Source organism: Rhizobium laguerreae, from assembly GCF_019778565.1.
Classification (GTDB): domain Bacteria; phylum Pseudomonadota; class Alphaproteobacteria; order Rhizobiales; family Rhizobiaceae; genus Rhizobium; species Rhizobium laguerreae.
Genome location: NZ_JAAXQT010000003.1, coordinates 38,694 through 57,099, shown reverse-complemented (window position 1 = coordinate 57,099; position 18,406 = coordinate 38,694). Strand labels below are relative to the sequence as shown.

General features: G+C 59.4%; 15 protein-coding genes and 2 pseudogenes. 7 read left to right on the top strand and 10 right to left on the bottom strand.

Annotated elements, in window-relative coordinates; genetic code table 11:
* Nucleotides 1-153: 153 nt before the first annotated feature.
* The gene (locus HFO71_RS10715) at nucleotides 154-975 is read left to right on the top strand and encodes a DUF1206 domain-containing protein (protein ID WP_221988055.1); all 822 of its coding nucleotides are present in this window, start codon (nucleotides 154-156) and stop codon (nucleotides 973-975) included.
* Nucleotides 976-1,002: 27 nt separating this feature from the next.
* Here the strand turns inward: HFO71_RS10715 and lov are convergent, their stop codons facing one another.
* On the bottom strand, nucleotides 1,003-2,040 hold the full coding sequence (gene lov, locus HFO71_RS10710) for a blue-light-activated histidine kinase (protein WP_168255324.1): 1,038 nt from the start codon (nucleotides 2,038-2,040) through the stop codon (nucleotides 1,003-1,005).
* Nucleotides 2,041-2,246: 206 nt separating this feature from the next.
* Between lov and HFO71_RS10705 the strand changes: the two genes are divergently transcribed.
* The 3 genes and pseudogenes from HFO71_RS10705 to HFO71_RS10695 all read left to right on the top strand — a co-directional run bounded on the left by HFO71_RS10705 (nucleotide 2,247) and on the right by HFO71_RS10695 (nucleotide 5,083).
* Nucleotides 2,247-3,272, top strand: a complete 1,026-nt coding sequence (locus HFO71_RS10705; protein WP_131666419.1) for a sensor histidine kinase — start codon at nucleotides 2,247-2,249, stop codon at nucleotides 3,270-3,272.
* 41 nt (nucleotides 3,273-3,313) lie between these two features.
* Nucleotides 3,314-3,664 (top strand): annotated as a pseudogene (locus tag HFO71_RS10700) (DUF1214 domain-containing protein); the annotation flags it as partial.
* 219 nt (nucleotides 3,665-3,883) lie between these two features.
* Nucleotides 3,884-5,083: a glycosyltransferase family 2 protein gene (locus HFO71_RS10695; protein ID WP_077975753.1), complete on the top strand. Its 1,200-nt coding sequence runs from the start codon at nucleotides 3,884-3,886 to the stop codon at nucleotides 5,081-5,083.
* Nucleotides 5,084-5,155: 72 nt separating this feature from the next.
* Here the strand turns inward: HFO71_RS10695 and HFO71_RS10690 are convergent, their stop codons facing one another.
* On the bottom strand, nucleotides 5,156-6,775 hold the full coding sequence (locus HFO71_RS10690) for an arylsulfatase (RefSeq protein WP_168335654.1): 1,620 nt from the start codon (nucleotides 6,773-6,775) through the stop codon (nucleotides 5,156-5,158).
* Between the two features lie 904 nt (nucleotides 6,776-7,679).
* On the opposite strand from HFO71_RS10690, the gene HFO71_RS10685 reads away from it, so the two are divergent.
* The 3 genes and pseudogenes from HFO71_RS10685 to HFO71_RS10675 form a co-directional block, all read left to right on the top strand.
* On the top strand, nucleotides 7,680-7,952 hold the full coding sequence (locus HFO71_RS10685; RefSeq protein WP_017959395.1) for a BON domain-containing protein: 273 nt from the start codon (nucleotides 7,680-7,682) through the stop codon (nucleotides 7,950-7,952).
* Nucleotides 7,953-8,349: 397 nt separating this feature from the next.
* Complete coding sequence (locus HFO71_RS10680; RefSeq protein ID WP_077975751.1) at nucleotides 8,350-8,745, top strand: DUF1236 domain-containing protein; 396 nt, start codon at nucleotides 8,350-8,352, stop codon at nucleotides 8,743-8,745.
* Between the two features lie 99 nt (nucleotides 8,746-8,844).
* Nucleotides 8,845-9,024, top strand: a pseudogene (locus HFO71_RS10675) (DUF1236 domain-containing protein); the annotation flags it as partial.
* 104 nt (nucleotides 9,025-9,128) lie between these two features.
* Here HFO71_RS10675 and HFO71_RS10670 read toward each other — a convergent pair.
* From HFO71_RS10670 to HFO71_RS10635, 8 genes are all read right to left on the bottom strand, one after another.
* A complete protein-coding gene (locus HFO71_RS10670) occupies nucleotides 9,129-9,893 on the bottom strand; it encodes a slipin family protein (RefSeq protein ID WP_077975750.1) in 765 nt (254 codons plus the stop codon).
* A 28-nt stretch (nucleotides 9,894-9,921) separates the two neighbouring features.
* Nucleotides 9,922-11,271 (bottom strand): NfeD family protein, encoded by a 1,350-nt coding sequence (locus HFO71_RS10665; RefSeq protein WP_168255329.1) that lies wholly within the window; start codon nucleotides 11,269-11,271, stop codon nucleotides 9,922-9,924.
* Between the two features lie 233 nt (nucleotides 11,272-11,504).
* Nucleotides 11,505-12,038 (bottom strand): DUF2062 domain-containing protein, encoded by a 534-nt coding sequence (locus HFO71_RS10660; protein ID WP_168335656.1) that lies wholly within the window; start codon nucleotides 12,036-12,038, stop codon nucleotides 11,505-11,507.
* Between the two features lie 209 nt (nucleotides 12,039-12,247).
* A complete protein-coding gene (locus HFO71_RS10655; protein WP_168335657.1) occupies nucleotides 12,248-13,498 on the bottom strand; it encodes a glycosyltransferase in 1,251 nt (416 codons plus the stop codon).
* A gap of 97 nt (nucleotides 13,499-13,595) precedes the next feature.
* Nucleotides 13,596-14,846, bottom strand: coding sequence for a cation:proton antiporter (locus HFO71_RS10650; protein ID WP_168335658.1), 1,251 nt, complete (start codon nucleotides 14,844-14,846; stop codon nucleotides 13,596-13,598).
* Between the two features lie 50 nt (nucleotides 14,847-14,896).
* The gene (locus HFO71_RS10645) at nucleotides 14,897-16,798 is read right to left on the bottom strand and encodes a potassium transporter Kup (protein WP_221988053.1); all 1,902 of its coding nucleotides are present in this window, start codon (nucleotides 16,796-16,798) and stop codon (nucleotides 14,897-14,899) included.
* A gap of 501 nt (nucleotides 16,799-17,299) precedes the next feature.
* Nucleotides 17,300-17,557, bottom strand: a complete 258-nt coding sequence (locus HFO71_RS10640) for a GlsB/YeaQ/YmgE family stress response membrane protein (protein WP_168263182.1) — start codon at nucleotides 17,555-17,557, stop codon at nucleotides 17,300-17,302.
* A 167-nt stretch (nucleotides 17,558-17,724) separates the two neighbouring features.
* Nucleotides 17,725-17,943, bottom strand: coding sequence for a hypothetical protein (locus HFO71_RS10635; protein ID WP_168335660.1), 219 nt, complete (start codon nucleotides 17,941-17,943; stop codon nucleotides 17,725-17,727).
* Nucleotides 17,944-18,406: the final 463 nt, after the last annotated feature.

The following is an 18,406-nucleotide window of genomic DNA, read 5'->3' as shown; positions in this document are numbered from 1 at the left end:
TCGATTTCGAGCGCCAGCCGCTATCGGCGGTTCAAGGGACGGGTCCTTTTGGAAGACGCGCCGGTCAGGCCGAAGAATGCATCGCGGCTTCTCAGGAAAACTTTCAGCGGGTTGGCGCGTTAACATCGCGCGCCCAGAACACGAGGACCGCTGATGACCAAGGGATTTCGATTCGATCTGCTCGCCAAAGGCGGTTATGCCGCGCGCGGCGTTGTCTTTTTTCTTGTGGCCGGGCTTGCTCTCTTCTCCGGCCTGGCGGGTGGCCGGCCGGAGACGAAATCCGCGGTTTCGGCACTGCTCGGGCAGCCGCTCGGTCGCGTTTGGGTCGGATTGATCGGGCTCGGCCTTCTCGGTTTTGTCGCCTGGAGGTTGGCGCAGTCTCTAGCCGATAGCGACGGCCATGGTGGCAAGGCAAGAGGATTGGCGATCCGATTCGCACTCTTCGGCAGCGCCATCACCTATCTCGGGCTTGCCGGATATGCACTCGGCAACGCTCTTTTCATGGGCGGCAGCAGCGGAAGTTCCGGTGAGAAGGATCTGGCAGGATGGATCATGTCGCAGCCCTTCGGCTCCTATCTTGCGATCGCCGTCGGAGCTGGCTTCGTCATCGGCGGCTTCGTGACGGCCGCCAAGGGCATCACCAGGAAGTTCGAACGCCACCTTCGGATATCTGATCAAAAGGGTATTGTGGCATTGGTATGCATCTACGGTCTTGTCGCCCGCGGCGTCGTGTTCGCGATTACCGGGGTCCTTTTCGCCTATGCGGGTTTCAGGGTGGATCCTGGACAAGCCGGCAGCATGGGCGACGCCTTGGAATGGCTCCGCCACCTTCCGCTGGGATCCTTTCTGTACGTCGCCGTCGCCGTGGGATTGGCGGCTTTCGGAATTTATAATCTTGTTGAGGCAAGGTACCGCATCGTTCGGAGTCCTTCGCTAGCGGACGCTAAGCGTTCGATCTCGATGGCGGGTTCCTGACATTACTTTTCCTGTGCCAAGGTGCCGTTATGCGGAGGTCGAGCTGGCAGCTGGAACTTCAATGTCGATAAGCAGCCCTTCCTCCGACCAGGTTTTCTCGAGACGTCCTTGAAGCTGCTTTTCAACCATTGCGCCGACGATCACCGTACCAAAACCCCGCTTGGCCAATTTGGGTGGAGTGGGGGCGCCTACCTCCTGCCAGCGGATGTTAAAGCCGGCCCCTGAGGGTCCGGGCTTCCAACTGATCGAAAGCCTGCCTTGCGCAGTCGCAAGCGCACCGTGATGGGCTGCGTTGACAGCGAGCTCATGGAGCACGAGCGCAAGAGGCTGGACGACCGGCGCAGGCATTTTGAGATCCGGCCCGCTAAAAAAGGCGCGGGTGGCCGCGAATGGCGCCACCTGCTGGCGAATGAGTTCCTCAAGAGAAATGCTTGTCCATCTTCGTGCAGCAAGCAAGCTATGCGCGCGGGCGAGCGCCTGCACGCGGTGTTGGATGGCGGCGGCGTAAAGCGCGGGGTCTTCGGCGTTGCTCAGGCGGACGATGCTGTCGACGATCGCCAGGACATTCTTGGATCGGTGGTCGACCTCCATGAGCAGGCGATGTTCGGAGGCTTCCAGTGCCTCGATCCGCCGGTACTCCGTCATGTCGATTTGCGACCCGAAGAAATACAGGATCCTTCCGTCATCACCATGGATGGGACTGAGATGCAAGCGGTTCCAGAACTGCTCTCCGCTGCTCTTGTAATTGAGGATCTCGACGGTGATCTCGCGCTCTTCGGCGATAGCGGCACGAATTTCGGCAACGGCGATCGGAGACGTAGCAGGACCTTGGAGGAAACGACAGTTGCGGCCCAGTATCTCCTGGGCCTCGTAACCTGTCAGTTCAAGGAATGCCTTGTTTGCGAGCACGATCGGCAGATCGGGTTTACGCGCGTCCGTAACGACCATCGGCATCCTGGTGCGTTCAAATGCGATCGCTGCCAACTCTTTCCGATCGGCAGAAGCTGCTTTTGAAGATGCGGAGGGCAAATCCCCGTGGAGTTTTTCTTTGGTATGGGCTGTCATGCTTGTACGCTCACAAAGTCGTCGGCTGATAACGTAGCTGGTGTGTCTTTGTTTCCGAGACAGTTGCATGGCTCAAGCGATCGCTACTCCCGAGACTTGCCGGACAACGTGTCACGGCTGCGGCCTTTGCCAACGCCACGCCGTCCGGTATAAATCAGGAGGAGGCCTTTCAGCCTTGCAGGCCCTGAAGGGATCAGACGCAGCATATGATCATGAAACTGTTTTCCAATTCCAGCCGCTCCCGGGAGCGCTTTCTCGAAGCGATCCTCCAAAGCGCGATCGAGTATGCGATCATCTCCATGGATCTCGATGGCCTGGTGACCACGTGGAATGAGGGCGCGCGCCGGATTCTCGGATGGGATGCGGATGAGATTGTCGGCCAGCCCGCGGCGATCATCTTCACCGAGGAAGACAGGCAGGCCGGGATTCTCCAGCGGGAAATGACTGCCGCTTTGACTGAAGGTCATGGCAATGATGAGCGCTGGCACGTTCGCAAGGACGCCTCGTTGTTCTGGGCGTCGGGCCAGATGATGGCATTGACGTCGGACGATGGCGAAGTCGAAGGTTTCGTGAAGATCCTGAGAGATCGTACCGAGCAGAGAGAGAATGAGGAACGACAGCGCATCCTGATGCACGAACTCTCTCACCGCATGAAAAACACGCTGGCCGTCGTTCAGGCCATCACCAGCCAATCCTTCCGAAACGCCAGCTCTCTGGAGGATGCGGAGCATTCGATCACGGCACGCATCAATGCTTATTCAAAGGCGCACGACATTCTGCTTCAGCAGAACTGGCTGGGCACGAGCATGACGACAATCGTCGAGGCGACCGCGATCAATCTCGGGCTTGAGACGTCAGGACGTTTCAAGGCGAGCGGTCCTGCGGTTGAATTGGGTCCGCAGGCGGCCCTTTGCTTCTCCCTGGTGCTGCACGAACTCGTCACCAACGCCAGCAAGTATGGTGCGCTGTCAGTAGATACCGGGACGGTCGAAATCGAATGGTCCGTACGCGATGAGGCGGGCGACCAACGCCTGAACTTCACTTGGCAGGAGGCTGGAGGCCCGACTGTGGAAGCTCCGAGCAAGAAGGGGTTCGGCACACGCCTTGTCAGCTCCAGCCTGTCCGCCTTCGGAGAGGTCGCACTTGATTATGCGCCGACAGGGCTCATCCTAAGACTGGATGCGCCGCTCCAGAAGCTGCAGTATAAAAACTATTCAGACGCTGAGGAATAATTTGACTACGAAGCTAGGCCGCAGGCGCGGCGAGGCACCCCGCTCGCACCGTAAGTGATGCGCGCACCAATTTCTTTTATGGTATCACCGGCATCATGCCCGGCATGGCTATGCGCCTGACCGGCATCGGGTCGCAGTATTTGTTTGCCTTCACGGATGCCGACAAGAATTACTTTGACGGCACCAAGACCTACAAGGTGACGTTGCCGAAAGACATCCCGGAAACGAACTTCTGGTCGTTTACGCTCTACCACAACATGACCCGCTCGATGCTCGACACGCCACAAGGCCATCCGCGCGCCGGCAGCCAGAGCTTCCCCTCGCCGGCAGCCGAGGCTGCGGCGGACGGCTCCACGGCCGTCTACTTTGGCCCGACCCAGCCCGACGGCGTTGCGTTGGTCCAGTGATGGCCGCTGGCTGTTGAAGGGTGGCGCCTCTCCACGCTCTGCGGGGGCGCCGCTCGAGCGAGTGTACGTTTTTGACCGAACTTCTGAAGGGCGGCTGCATCGGACGAAAGTCCATTTCGGGTCGCCCGAAGTTAGAATAAAGCGGGACTGATCGCCCATCATTATAACGAAAAGATTTATTGTTGGCCGAATGAGGGATCTGGAATGCTTTCCTCTTCAGACAAGGATCGGAGGGACGTTCGTCATTTCAGCGAGCCGTTGGTTTCGGTGGTCATCCCGGCGTTCAATGCTTTCCGCTATATTGAACGCACTCTTCGATCTGCCGGTCGCCAGACCTACCGGAACTTGGAGATCATAGTCATCAACGACGGCTCTACCGATGATACCGCAAAGGTGGTCGAGCAAGTGGCGCTGGAAGATTCCCGGATTCGCTTGCTGTCCACGCCAAACCGCGGCGTTGCCGCAGCAAGGAACACCGGCATCCAGGAAGCAGCAGGTTGGTTCGTCGCATTTCTTGACGCGGACGATCTCTGGCACCAGACAAAAATCGAAAAGCAGGTGAATGCGCTCAAGTGCTTATCCCCACAGTGGGCTGCGGTTTATGTGCTGCATTACATCATCAATAGTCACGACGAGATCCTTCGCTCCTGCCGGCCCGATGTCGCGAGAGGATATATCTTCGCCCGGCATCTGACTTTCAAATATGTCGGCAATGGAAGCGCCCTTCTTGTCCGTCGGGATGTCGCGCTCGAGATTGGCGGGTTTGACAGCTCATATGCAGCGGCAGGAATTGGCGGCTGCGAAGATCTCGATTTCGAGCTCAGGCTGGCTGCGCGCTATCATATCGAAGTCGTGCCTGAACGGCTCGTTGGATACAGGCAGTATCCCGGCAACATGTCGTCCAATCACCTGCAAATGGGCCGAGGCGCTCTGGAAGTTGTCAGGCGTTCGCTGGCCGCAAATGCTCCGCTTCCAAAATACGCAACGAAAAGCGCAACCAACGCCACCCAGAAATATGCATTTTGGGAATTTCGACAAGCCAGGAACACATATCTGTCACTTGTGACCATTTGGTCGATAGCACGAAGCGAGCCAGGTTTCATCGTTCGACTTGTACTCGATAAATCCCTGCGCCTGATACAACACTGTCTTCGTCTCGTGACCACAACAGCGAACGGTCAAGCTCCACCGCGAATGAACAGGTCGAAATTCGACCAGCAAATTGTCCCTTCCCCTGTCGAACGACCGGACGAGACCGAGCAATTTCGACGTCACCTGATGCGACTGGCAGCGGTGGATGCCGAGCTGAGTTCAATGCTAGAACCCCTTGCGAAGGAGTTCGCTCCGGCGGCTATAAATCACAAGCCCCGTCTCCGCAGCCGGACGCTAGAATCAGACATTTGAGCCGGCATCCCAGCGGTGGTTTCGTGGAGGCCAGAGGGCGGCCGTTGCAAGCCGCCCGCAACATAGCTTCGATTATTTCGCCATTGCGGCTCTAGCCGCCTCGATTTGCGCCTTGACGGCGTCGAGATTGAAGCTCGCTCCTTTCTGCATCGGCGGGAATTCGATGGCGGTTTCCGCCAGCTTCCCGACTTCCTGCTGGACAAACACGAAGCGCCAGAATTGGAACATGAACCATTCGTTGAAATACCCCTGTGCGCCGTCCAGCGTTCCGTTTGCCGGCGTGCCCAGGCGTTCGAAGGGATCGAGGCGCAGGTTCGTGATTGAGGGCGCGTCGACATGCTCCTTGGCTCCGAGCCAGCCATTCGGCTGCTCGATAAAGCGATACTTGTAGTCATCGATGCGCACCGCGCCCAGCGTGCTTTCGCCAAAATAGAAGATCTCGTGGCGCTTCGACGGGCCTTTGCCAGTGAGCAGATCTAACTGGTTGTAGCCGTCGAGATGGTTCTTATAGGTCCGGTCTCCGATCTGCTTTCCCTTCAACAGTTCGTCCGTGATGTTCGGATTTCCGGCAGCGGCCACGAAAGTCGGCAGCCAGTCCAGTCCGGAGATCAGGCCATTCTCCACAGTTCCGGCAGGAATCTGGCCGGGCCAGCGAATAAGCGCCGGCACGCGGAAGCCGCCCTCGTAGATCGTACCCTTCTGCCCCCGAAAGGGTGTGTTGCCGCCGTCCGGCCAGGTGAATGTCTCCGTGCCGTTGTCGGTCGTGAACAGGACGATGGTATTGTCGTCGACGCCTAAATCCTTGAGCTTCTGCATCACCAAGCCGACGTCGTCGTCGAGTTGAGCCATGCCGGCTTCCTGGAGCGACCAGCCATTCTGCGCAGTCCGCAGCGCCTCATACTTGGGCGAAAGATGAGTGATGACGTGCATGCGCGTGGGATTGAGCCACAGGAAGAAAGGCTTGTTCTCCGCCTTGGCCTTCTCCACGAACTTCAAGGCTTGGTCGCGGATCTCGTCGTCCACCGTTTCCATCCGTTTCGGATAGAGCGTGCCGGCGTCTTCGATTCTCTGCTTGCCGACCTTCCCCCAGCGCGCATCTACGGTCGCGTCGTCTGTTGTCGTTGCCCAGCTATGGACCATGTTGCGCGGCCCGACCTCGTCCAGCAAGTCCTGCGGATAGTTGGGATGGGCGGGATCTTCCATTGCGTCGAGGTGATAGAGATATCCGAAGAACTCGTCGAACCCGTGAACCGTCGGCAGGAACTCGTTGAGGTCGCCAAGATGGTTCTTGCCGAACTGGCCGGTGGCATAACCCATGTCCTTGAGGGCGGTCGCCAACGTCACGGCTTCCGCCGGCAGGCCGGTCTTGGCACCTGCCTGCCCGACGGTGGTCATGCCGGTACGGATCGGAAGCTCGCCCGTGATGAAGTTCGCCCGGCCCGCCGTGCAACTCGCCTCGGCGTAATAGTCGGAGAACAGCATGCCCTCGGCGGCGATCTTGTCGAGGTTCGGCGTACGGCCGGCCATCAAGCCGCGGTGATATGCACCGATGTTCCACATGCCAATATCGTCGCCCATGATGACAACGATGTTGGGTTTTTGCGCTTCTTGTGCCTGCGCCGGGACAAGCGCGCCCCAGAGAACGGCCGAAGCAGCCAATGCTCCGATGCCGTAGATGATCCTGCGATACATTTGACTCCTCCGTTGTGAATTCCGGCCGAACGACGAACCATCCGAACGCACGGCAGCAAAATTCAACGAGCGCCGCAGTCGCGTATTCACTCTGAATTCAATCGAAACAACTGGAGCAATTTCAGTTTCGGACGCCCTTCAATTGGGAGCGGCACCGCCCAAGCGTGAGGTCCCTCGGTTTGCGAAAGGAGGCTCACAGCGCGCAACCTACCAAACGGCGGCCCGTCGCGATATTGTACCTTGGGGCAGCCATGGCCGTTCTGCAATTTTCTTGAAAGGAAACAGACATCTCTTTCGACACTCGCTGTTCGCGAGCCGATAGCCGGAAAGTTGGCGGTAGAGCAGGTCGCCTGAATTCGTGTGACTAGGCGCCACGATATCGGCGGATGCAATGGCGGCTGCGAGGCGTTTGGGGAGCACCCAGCACGTCAGGGCATGGCGAAACCAACATCATTGAGATCTCCACGCGACACGAAGAGACTTGTTCTATGCCCACGATTGAGGAGCATGGCCGGTTGAAGCGTATGAAAGACCAGGCACACGGATCAACGGCATTCTTCCGAGCCGGACGAGGGAAATAACATGGCGAAAAAAGGCCACGATCCTCGACACCGAACCCAAGATTTACCGTGAAGGTGCGAGCGGCACATCACCAACCATTTACCTCGCAAGACGCGTGCTCCATCCGCTGGCATTGATCGGTAAATCATCAGGGAGGTTCTGACTGGAGTTGGGCAACATGCTGAACCTCCCTGACGTCCTTTCAGCAAGGATCAGGAGAATCTAAGCCGGATCGTGCCGGGGGAAAGCCGGACTTAAGTCCGGCTGGCGACGTCAGGACACGCTGCTCATATTAGGTCTGAGGCAATATGAAGGTCCGTGGAGGGGCGGACAGGAGGAGAAAATGAAGTTCGGCCCCGATAACTACAATCACGAAGAGCGCTGCTCGCAAGGCCATAGTTCGGCATCCACGATCGCCACAATCGAAGCAGCCCTTTCCGCCGATCCGGATATCGACAGCAGTGCCATCGAGATCAGGATGCTCGGCCCTGTCGTCCTGCTCGAAGGCTTTATAACCAAGGCTGTGGACCGCGACAAAGCCATCTCGCTTGCTGCGATGATCGTCGGCTGGGAGAACGTCCAGGACCGGATGCTCAGCCGTTTTCCCACGCAATAGCCAGGCGAATCTTACGCTAGAGCCTTTCCGGATTAGATTGCAGCATTCTGTTGGCTCAAACGGAGTCGGATGGTCGACCGGCCGGCGCGTGTCGTAGCCCAGTTCTACGGCCAAGCCGGCCGGTCGATCAGCCGGCCCGTTTCAGCCAACCCGAAGGGCCGGGCATCTTTACGTCAGGGCAAAGGCGATCGGCTCGGACGTGCCTGGGGGTATGCCCGTCGCCAATCGCCTTTGCCCTGACGAAAACCTGCTCCGGCAGAATGCTGCAATCTAACCCGGAAAGGCTCTAGGACCAAGGTCGGAGCGGCCCCGGCCTGAAGTCCCACACCTGGAACACTTCCTCCATCTTGCGGATTGTCTCCTCAGCGGAACCAACCGCATCCAAGGAGGAAAACAGATGAATATCAAACTAGTAGGGTTCGCAGTGGGCGTCCTTATGGCGTCGACTTCTGCCTTTGCGCAGTCGTCCACGGTGACGGGCGCCGCAGGCGGTGCTGCAACGGGCGCGATTGTCGGCGGCCCGGTCGGCGCTGCTGTCGGCGGCATCGTCGGCGGCGTCGCAGGTAGCGTCATCGATCCGCCGCCGCCGAAGGTGGTGACCTATGTTCAGCAGGCTCCGGCCCCGACCGAGCGTGTCGTGGTGAAGGAGAGAGTGGTCGTCGGACAGCCCCTGCCGGAGACCGTGGTCGTCACGCCAATTCCCGATGATCCGAACTATGCATACGCGATCATCAACGATCAGCGTGTGATCGTCGAACCTTCCTCCCGGAAGGTCATCCAGGTCATTCAGTGACCTCGGGCGGCTCAGCCGCCCCTTACGACGATTAGGGCACGCATGCGACGCATGAGAATGCGGGACGGCATCGCGTGCCCGAAACCTCCGAGGTTGATCATGAAAAGCAAGCATCTCACCATGCTCGTAGCAGCGCTGTCACTCAGCGTGTCGCCGCTTGCCACACTGCCCGCCGCAGCCCAGCAGGACACCAGGAGCGGCGGCCAGGCCCAATCCGGTTCTCAGACGGGCACCGATGCCGGTTCGCAGTCCGGCTCCAGCGCCAAGGGCACCGCCACCGGCATTATGGCGTTGCCGATGAAGATCTCAAACGCACTTCTTAGCTGACACCTTGACCGCAGGACCATCGCTCCATCGGCAAAAACAGCGCATTCAAGGCGTCGTCATCGGTCCGGTTTGGGCGGCATCAAATTGCCGAACTCCATCGGAAATGGAAAAATGATCGTCGAGGTCTTTTCGCCGGCGATGACGTTCAATGTACTCAAATAACGAAGTTGCATTGCCTCGGGTTGCCTGGCGAGGATTTCGGCTGCTTCAAGCAGTTTGGCTGCAGCCTGCTGCTCGCCTTCGGCATTGATGATCTTGGCACGCCGCTCGCGCTCGGCTTCCGCCTGACGGGCAATTGCGCGGATCATCGATTCGTTGATGTCGACATGTTTGATCTCCACATTGGCGACCTTGATGCCCCAGGCATCGGTCTGGGCGTCCAGGATTTCCTGAATGTCGATGTTGAGCTTGTCGCGTTCCGCCAGCATCTCGTCGAGGTCATGCTTGCCGAGCACCGAGCGCAGTGTGGTCTGGGCGAGCTGGCTCGTCGCCATCATGAAGTCCTCGACCTGGATCGTCGACCTCTCGGGATCGACAACCCGGAAATAGATCACCGCGCTGACGCGGACCGAAACATTGTCATGCGAAATGACATCCTGGCCGGGCACGTCGAGCACCCGCGTGCGCAAGTCGACCCGCATCATCTGCTGGACATAGGGGATGAGCAGGATCAAGCCAGGCCCCTTGACGCCGGTGAAACGGCCAAGCGTGAAAACCACGCCGCGTTCGTATTCCCGCAGGATCTTGATCGCAGATGCGACGACGACGAGCAGAACAAAGATAATCACAAGATAGAAGGCGAGATCTGAAAACATGCCCATGACTTTTCCTCCTGCATCCTGAAGGCGGTTAGGCCTCCTGCGAACTGCGGACCACTTCGAGCGTCAACCCATCCCGGCCTGTCACTTTCACGCCGTCGCCGGCGGAAAGCGGCTCAGTTGAAATGGCCTTCCAGCGCTCGCCATGGGCGATGACGTAGCCCGAGATGCCCGTCCAACTGTCGACCTTGCCTGAAATTCCGATCATCTGCTCGCCGCCGGTGACGACATCGTGCCGGCGCGAGATGTAGGCGAGACGGGCAATGACAAGGCTAAGAGCGAGGCAGGCGACGGCGATTGCGCCAAGCACCGACCAGGAAACCTTAAGCCCGGGTATGTCCGTGTCGAACAAGATGGTAGCGCCGAGCATCAGTGCGATGCCGCCGCCGACGCCGAGTGCGCCGAAGGAGGGCGAATGCGCCTCGGCCACCGTCAGACCCACGCCGAGAATGATCAGCCCGAGGCCCGCAAAACTCACCGGCAGCAAGGCCAAAGCATAAAGACCAAGCAGCAGGCAGATGCCGCCGATGGTTCCCGGCACCAGCGTCCCAGGCGTCAGAAATTCGAAGATCAGGCCGTAGATGCCGACCATCATCAAGATCAGCGCGATGTTCGGATTGGTGATCACCGAAAGCAGGCGGGTTCGCCAGTCCGGTTCAAGTTCCTGGACGATGAGACCCGATGTTTCGAGCCGGACATCCGTTTGACCGACCTGCACGACCCGACCCTGCGCCTGTGCCAGGAGATCGTTTATATCGGCCGCCACGAAATCTATGACCTTCTCACGCAGAGCTGCGGCGGAGGAAAGGCTTGCGGCCTCGCGCACGGCGCGCTCCGCCCAGTCGGCGTTACGATTGCGCAGTTCCGCAAGCCCGCGGATATAGGCCACCGCATCGTTGATCGCCTTCGCCTCGCCGGCAGCGCCCGGCACTTGCCGCTGCTTGCCGGTCGTATCAGGGCTGTCGTTCCGGTCATCATCGGATGGTCGGCCGCCAAGTGCGATCGGCGTCGCCGCACCCAGATTGGTGCCCGGTGCCATTGCCGCGATATGGCTTGCGTAAAGAATATAGGTGCCGGCGCTAGCGGCTCGTGCTCCGCTGGGTGCAACGAAACTCGCGACCGGTATCGGGGAGGCAAGGATCGCACGAATGATGTCGCGCATCGACGTGTCGAGACCGCCGGGCGTGTCGATCTGCAGGACAACCAGGCTGGCGCCGCGTTCATTGGCCCGTTGAAGGCCGCGTCTTACATAATCGGCCGTCGCCGGGCCAATCGCCCCGTTCATCTTCAGGACTATAGCGACACGCTCCGCTTCGGATGCGGGCGTCGCCAGGCCCAAGGCCGAGAGCAACGTCAGCAGCAAAGCAAGGATTGACGGCATCCACCGCCAAATCTCCAAACGCCACACAATCGTCCGCCGGACTCTCATATCTTGAAATATATGGCAGAACTGCGAAACGGTAAGAGACAAGTCTGAGCTGGCTTGCTCGCTGATGGCGAGCAGGAGGAAAAGCAGCCGGTCGTAGTCGTTTACAAATACGCGACGACGCTTCTCACGGACGTCAAGTCCATCTGCCAGAATTGGTCTTCGCGCGCTGCCGGCTCTTTTGGATCTTACGATCTCCGCCGCTTTCCTCGCTGCTGGAACAGGCGAACGCCTTGCCATGTCAATACATAGAAAACTGCACCGCATAGCGCGGCGAGCGGAAGGCCGCCGACAAGTATCGGCTTTAGAATTGGATGCCAAAGTGGCTCAAAATCGAGGTGCCGGAGCAGCGTGAACAGATTGGCTTCACCCACCCGCTCGGGCGCCCGACCCAAAAGAAAAATGCCGATCCGGTAAGCGGCAGCAAAGATCAGAGGAAAGGTAAGAGGGTTCCCAAACGCCGTCCCGAGCGCAGCCGCGATCATATTGCCTCTGAGGATGAAGGCTAGACAAAAGGCCAAGATGAAGTGAAAGCCGAGGAACGGCGTACAGGACACGGCCACCCCTGCTGCCACGCCAGCCGCAATGGCGTGAGGAGTAGCCTTCAAGCGAAGAACTCGAATGGCGATGTATCGGATGGACCGCAATAGCCCCTTGGATGGCCAAAAGACTTCACGGATCCGCTGAGCCGGTGAGAGCGGCTTCCGTCTCCTAAACAGCATTCCTTACCTTCCGCGGCGTGAGCGCTTGGGTTCACAATCGAATGATATATCGAGAGGCCCGTGTCCGGAACCCAAGCCATCGATCTGTGCAGGCAAGCGAATTCTTCGCGCCGGTCATTGGCACCGCTGCAGCTTATCGCGCTTTCCTGATCTTACCGGTCTGGCACGAATACGGAGTGTCGATTGGGCACGATGTCGTCCAATGCATTTCAAGGATGCGCCTGAAGTTTGTCCGCAGCAGCCTCGATGAAACCGACTGCGTTCGCAACCCCATCCTCGTCCCGGATTGGTGCGCCAACCGCATCTGCCTGGCGTCGCATATGTGGATCGTCCATGGCTGCGAGTGCATCTGTCAGGCTCTCGACGGTCAATGCTCTGCGATCGAGTGACAGTCCGGCGCCGAGGTCTGTTACACGCCTTGCCCAGAACGGTTGATCGCCGAAAAATGGGCAAATGATCATGGGTTTGCCGGCCCGAAGAGCGGCCGCGGTCGTTCCGGCGCCGCCGTGGTGGATGACCGCGCTCACCTCGGGAAACAACCAGTCGTGAGGGGCGTCGCGGACGACGTGGACATGCTCGGATTTATGGTCCGCGGCCAGGGCACCGCCTCCAAGAGCCAAGATGCCCCGCTTGCCCTGCCTTGCGAGGGCCTCGACAACAGTGGCTGTCATTCGGCCCGGATCGACGCCCGGCATGCTTCCGAAGCCAACGTAGATTGGCGGCTCCCCTTCCGCGAGGAATGCTGCCAAATCGTCTGGGGGTCGCCAGTTCTTGCTCTCGAGAAACCAGTAGCCACTCACCAGCACGTCACTGCCCCAGTCCGGAGGGACCGGCACGACATGGCGACTATAGGCGTAGAGCGCGCCACTCGAAGCGATAGCTGGCGTCCTGCGTCGCGCCAGACCAAGCCGTTCCACCCTCCAGGTCGAGAGCAACGTGCCGAACAGAAGTTCCGCGCCCCTGATCGCCGCGATATGGCTGATCCGGTTGAACCAGCCCAGATCTCTGAAAGGCAGCATCGGGCTGGGAAAAGTGGCGGTCGGCGTAAAGCCAGGCAGGGGCGAAGCCAGAATAAATGGGCACTGAAGCGCCTCCGCCATGTGTGGCACCGCGATTGCCTTCGGATGATGCACGAAGATGTCGGGGTTGAAGGCCTGCGCTGCTTTCCATTCCGCGTCTAGCAGGGTTCGCATCATCGGACGGACGTACTTGAGCAGCTTCAAACCCGCACTGAAGCCCTTGCCGCCGGCGATCGCCGCCTTTCCTTCCGGAGTATCGAGAAGAGCGAGAAACTCTCCAGGCAGGGGGGCGAATGCGACGCCGTGGTCTTGCACCATGCTCTCGAACTGAACCGGAGCAGCGAGCTGTACGCGATGTCCTCGCTCGATCAATCCCAATGCCAGAGCGATATAGGGTTGAACGTCGCCGCGCGTGCCGAGCGCATGAATGGCTACCCTCATTGCGCCGTCACCTCGCTTCCGCCTGATTCAATAGCCGATGTTGCCAGTGTCACCGTGCGATTTCGTCGTCCACTCAAGCTACTGTTGTTCTTTAGAGTCAAGGGCCGGACGGCCGCAACGAGCGGCTGGCGACTTTCCCCAGCGTGAGTCCCTGAACCACGATCGTGAAAATCACGACGGCATAAGTGGCGGCAAGCAGAGCCGCCTTGAAAGGCGTTTCCGGAAGGGACAGCGCCAAGGCGATCGATATGCCGCCCCTGAGACCTCCCCAGACGAGAACGATCACGGTCCCGCGAACGAAGTCGTACTGTCTGCGGAGCAAGGTCACGGGGATGATGGTCGACGCGAAGCGGGCCGCGAGCGCCACAGGTATCGCGGCGAGGGCGAGCGGCAGGATCGGCGCCTCGTAGCGAAGAACAAGTACCTCAAGTCCGATAAGGAGGAAGAGCACCGAGTTTAGGATCTGGTCGACCAACGTCCAGAAGCCGAAGAGATATCGCTGCGTTACGTCGCTGAGCGCGTCCTTCGGTCCGCGGTTGCCAACGAGGATTCCGGCGACCACGACGGCGATCGGACCGCTCATATGCAGTGCGGAGGCGAGGGAGTAGCAACCCATCGCCAGCGCGATGGAAATCAAAACCTCGACAGGATAGTCGTCGATCGCCCTCATGGCCAAGTAGGCGACGTAACCTGATAGCAGGCCGATCACTGCCCCTCCCAGTGCCTCGAGGACGAACAGTTCCGCGACCTGCGCCGCGCCAACATCGGCGCCGCCGCTCGCCAGCGCGAGCAATGCGGTGAATACGACGACCCCGACGCCGTCGTTGAACAGCGACTCGCCCGCCATGTCGGTCTCGAGCGCTTGCGGAACCTTGATGGCCTTGAGCGTCGAAAGAACCGCCACGGGATCAGTAGGGCTGATCAGCGCGCCGAACACCAGCGCCCACAGGAATGGCAGCTCTATGCCAAGCAGGGCTGCCAGGGCCCACATCGCGACGCCGACGAGCGCCGTTGAAAGCAGCACGCCGAAGGTGGCCATAGCACCCACGACCGCGACTCGTGAGCGAAGGGCGGAAAAGTCGACATGGAGCGAGCCAGCAAACAGGAGGAAGGCGAGAAGCCCGTTCATGACGGTCGTCTGGAAATCGACCTGCCGCACAAGAGCTGCGACATCCGCGTAGACGGAAACGTCTGGAATCGAAAGCTCCAGCAGGACGAGCAAAGCTGAGGCCGCAAGTCCCATCACGAGGATCCCGATCGAGGGGGGAAGCCTGAAATAGCGATGGTTGACCCAGGAGAACCCGGCAGTGAGAACCAGAAGCAGCGAGATGAGATCGAAGACGGACAAGATCAGCGTTCCTCGCAATGTGACAGAAGATCTGCGCTTATCGGCAGCCGCTAGATGGTTGTCTGCAGCCCGAGTTCGACCACTCGCCCCGACGGCAGCCCGAAATAGTCTGTGGCATTGCTGGCATTCTGTGCAAGCGAGATGAACAGCCGGTCTTGCCAGAACGGCAGGCCGCCTTTCTTCGATGGCAGGATCGTTCGGCGGGAGAGGAAGAACGAGGTCGACATAATATCGAACTTCAAGCCTAGCTTGCGGGCGAGAACGAGCGCACGAGGGATGTTGGGCGTCTCCATGTAGCCGAACGTGATCACCAGCCGGCTGAAGTGGCGATTGAAGCTTTCGAGAAAGATCTTCTCATCGTCCGGCACGAACGGCATCGTTGAGGTCACGACGCTGAGAATGACGTTCTGCTCATGGAGCACCTTGTAGTGCTTCAGGCTATGGAGGAGTGCGGTTGGCGCGCCTTCGATGTCGCTCGTCAGAAACATCGCAGTCCCAGGCACCGTGGGTGGCTTCTTCCGGGCCAGGTTGTCAATGATCGCGGAAAGTGGGATTTCGTCGGCCTTGGTGCGGGCGGCAAGCAGCCGACGCCCCGCCGTCCATGTCTGCATGATGAGCGCCATCGTCGTCGCCACCGCAACGGGAACCCATCCTCCATCTGCGAACTTCGCGATGTTGGCGGCCAGAAACCCGGCGTCGATCAGTGTCATCGGCACGATGACGGCAAGAACCGTCGCCAGCTTCCAGCTCCAGATCCGCCGCATCACGATGAAGAGGAGGATCGAGGTGATGAACATTTCGCCTGTCACGGCGATGCCATAGGCGGCGGAAAGGCCGCTCGAGTTTTGGAAGAAGAGCACCAGAGCAGCCACGAAGATGAACAGCAGGTTATTCACCTGCGGCATGAAGATCTGTCCGGACTGAGTTTCGGAGGTGTGGAGGATGCGCAGGCGAGGAAGCAGGTTGAGGTGCATCGCCTGACGGACAAGGGAATAAGCGCCTGAGATCACGGCCTGGCTGGCGATGACCGTTGCCGCGGTGGCCAGACAGACCATAGGAATCCGCGCCCACTCCGGATGCATGCTGAAAAAGGGATGCTCAGCCATCTGCGGGTTCGCGAGCACGAACGCTCCCTGCCCGAAGTAGTTCAGAAGCAGACTGGGGAAGACGAGCGAAAACCACGCCGTGACGATCGGACGGCGTCCGAAATGTCCAAGGTCGACATAGAGGGCCTCCGCGCCAGTCACGGCAAGAAAGACGGCCCCAAGCACCGCGATGGCTGAGCCGATGTTGTTTGCGATATACCAGAGTGCGTGGACCGGATTGACTGCGCCCAACACCGACGGGTCGTCAAATATGTGGATCGCCCCGCTGACGCCAAGGACGATAAACCACAGAGCCGTTACGGGACCGAACACCGACGCCACGCCGCTCGTCCCGAACCGTTGGACGAAAAACAGCATGGCGATGATCGTGAGAGTGATCGGCACGACCCAGTTGGACAACGCCGGTGCGACCACCTCGATGCCCTCGACCGCAGACAGTACTGAGATCGCAGGCGTGATGATCGCATCACCGATGAACAGCGAGGCGCCGATCACGCCCAGGACAAGCACCCATTTGGGGCGTCCGGCCAGACCTTCGCGGGCGAGCGTCATGAGAGACAGCGTGCCGCCCTCGCCCCGGTTGTCTGCCTTCAAAACGAACGTTACGTACTTCAAGGTGACTACGATCGTGAGCGCCCAGACGATCAGTGACAGGATTCCAACGATGGCCGCACGATGAGCTCCAGATCCGCCGGTGGCGTGGAGGGCTTCCCTAAAGGCGTAGAGGGGGCTCGTTCCAATGTCGCCATAGACGACTCCCAGAGCGGCGAGAACGAGCGATGGCAATCCTCGCCGGCTCTGGTGTTCCAGTTCCGGATCCGCGGATCGGAGCTTGGCATCGGTCAAATGGGCTGTCCTGTTGTAGGCACGGTGTACGTTGGAAGTTGCCACCGGCTTGGTCTGATGGCAACGCGAACGTATGCTCAGCGGTTGCATCCACCTTCCGAAAAAGTCGTGATTGAACCGGCTAGTTAGGGCATCATCAGAGGCTACCCACAGTGTTGAACTCATATGGACATTGAGAATCGTCTTACAGAATTGATCCGCGATTTTCGCCCGGCGGTTACTGACGAGTATATTCGCGAACACGTATCTTTGGCGGAACATGATGAATGTGCTGTCGCGCTGGAGAATCTATGCACCTGAATGAAGATGCCGTGCGTGCCGAGCTTGTCCAATGAACATCCTATTGCGGAATTTCTATCCGGTGTGTTGCGAATAGGCGCCCATTTATCCGCTATCTCGATCGCAATATCCAGATGTCGCCGCGACCGCGTCATGCCGAGTTGAAAACGCCGTTATGGGGATGCCGAAGGCGGCCGGTTTGCGAAGCCGCCTCCTGTTTGGTCAGGTCGTCCGTCTGACCATTCTCGCAACAGCGATGAGGATGCATGCTCCGATGAAGCCCGCGATCAGATAACCCAGCCATCCGCCAAGGACGACGCCGAAGAGCGACAGGATAAAGTTGGCGACGATGGCGCCGACAATACCGAGAACGATGTTCATCAGCACGCCCATGTTGCTCTTCATCAGCAATTCGGCGAGCCAGCCGGCAATGCCGCCGATGATGATGGCGGCGATCCAGCCGATACCTGCACTTTCCATAGCAATTCCCCCTTGTGAATGATGAGTGGACGGCGCGGGCAATCACATCTAGCAGATGCGGCTAAAGCGATTGCCAAGCGACGAGACTGTAAATCTTCGCCGCGCCAGTTGGTTCCATAAGCCCGCGCCCCAAAGCGCTCGCGTGCCCCTCCCCGATCGGCTTCAGGTCACTTTTCGGCCGCCGGCCAATCGTTCGCAGGCTCCTCTATGACGGCAGTGTCGTCCTCCGCAGGGTCAGGATCGCGCTCGAGGGCTGCGCGCAGATTGCCGATCTCCTTGATGATCGCATCGAAGACGTCCTGCTGCCTGGCCCCGGCCACAACGCAGTCGTCGACGAGATGCTCCAGCTTGGCGTGAAGCCCGGCCTTCCAGTTATTTTTGCTCACGACCTTTTCCTCCTCTGATCGATCCACACGGTGCACGGTCGCTCGCCTGTTCCACCGTTGATGGGCGGGCGGCGGTTTCCGCGCTCAGGAGACGGTGATCGATGTGTGGCCCTGGTTGACGGTTCGAACTCGCGCATGCTGTTGTCCGGGATGAGATCGCGGCGAACGGGTAAGGTGCTCGCCTGGCATTTCGTTGCCCGCACCGAGAAATCGGAAAAACCGGTGCGTTCACCATCTCCGTCACGTCCGATTGGCACGCCGCGACCTCGGCGGATTAACCGATAGCCGCAGCAACGGTTCCGCCCCTGCCTGGACTCTTTTGCGTCCGTGAAACTGTCTCGCCTTCACCTCTAGATGTGGAGCCTTTCCGGGTTAGATTGAAGCAATCTGTTGGCTCAAACGGAGTCGGATGGTCGACCGGCCGGCGCTCTTCAATCGGGAATTTCGCCAATGCTACGGGCCA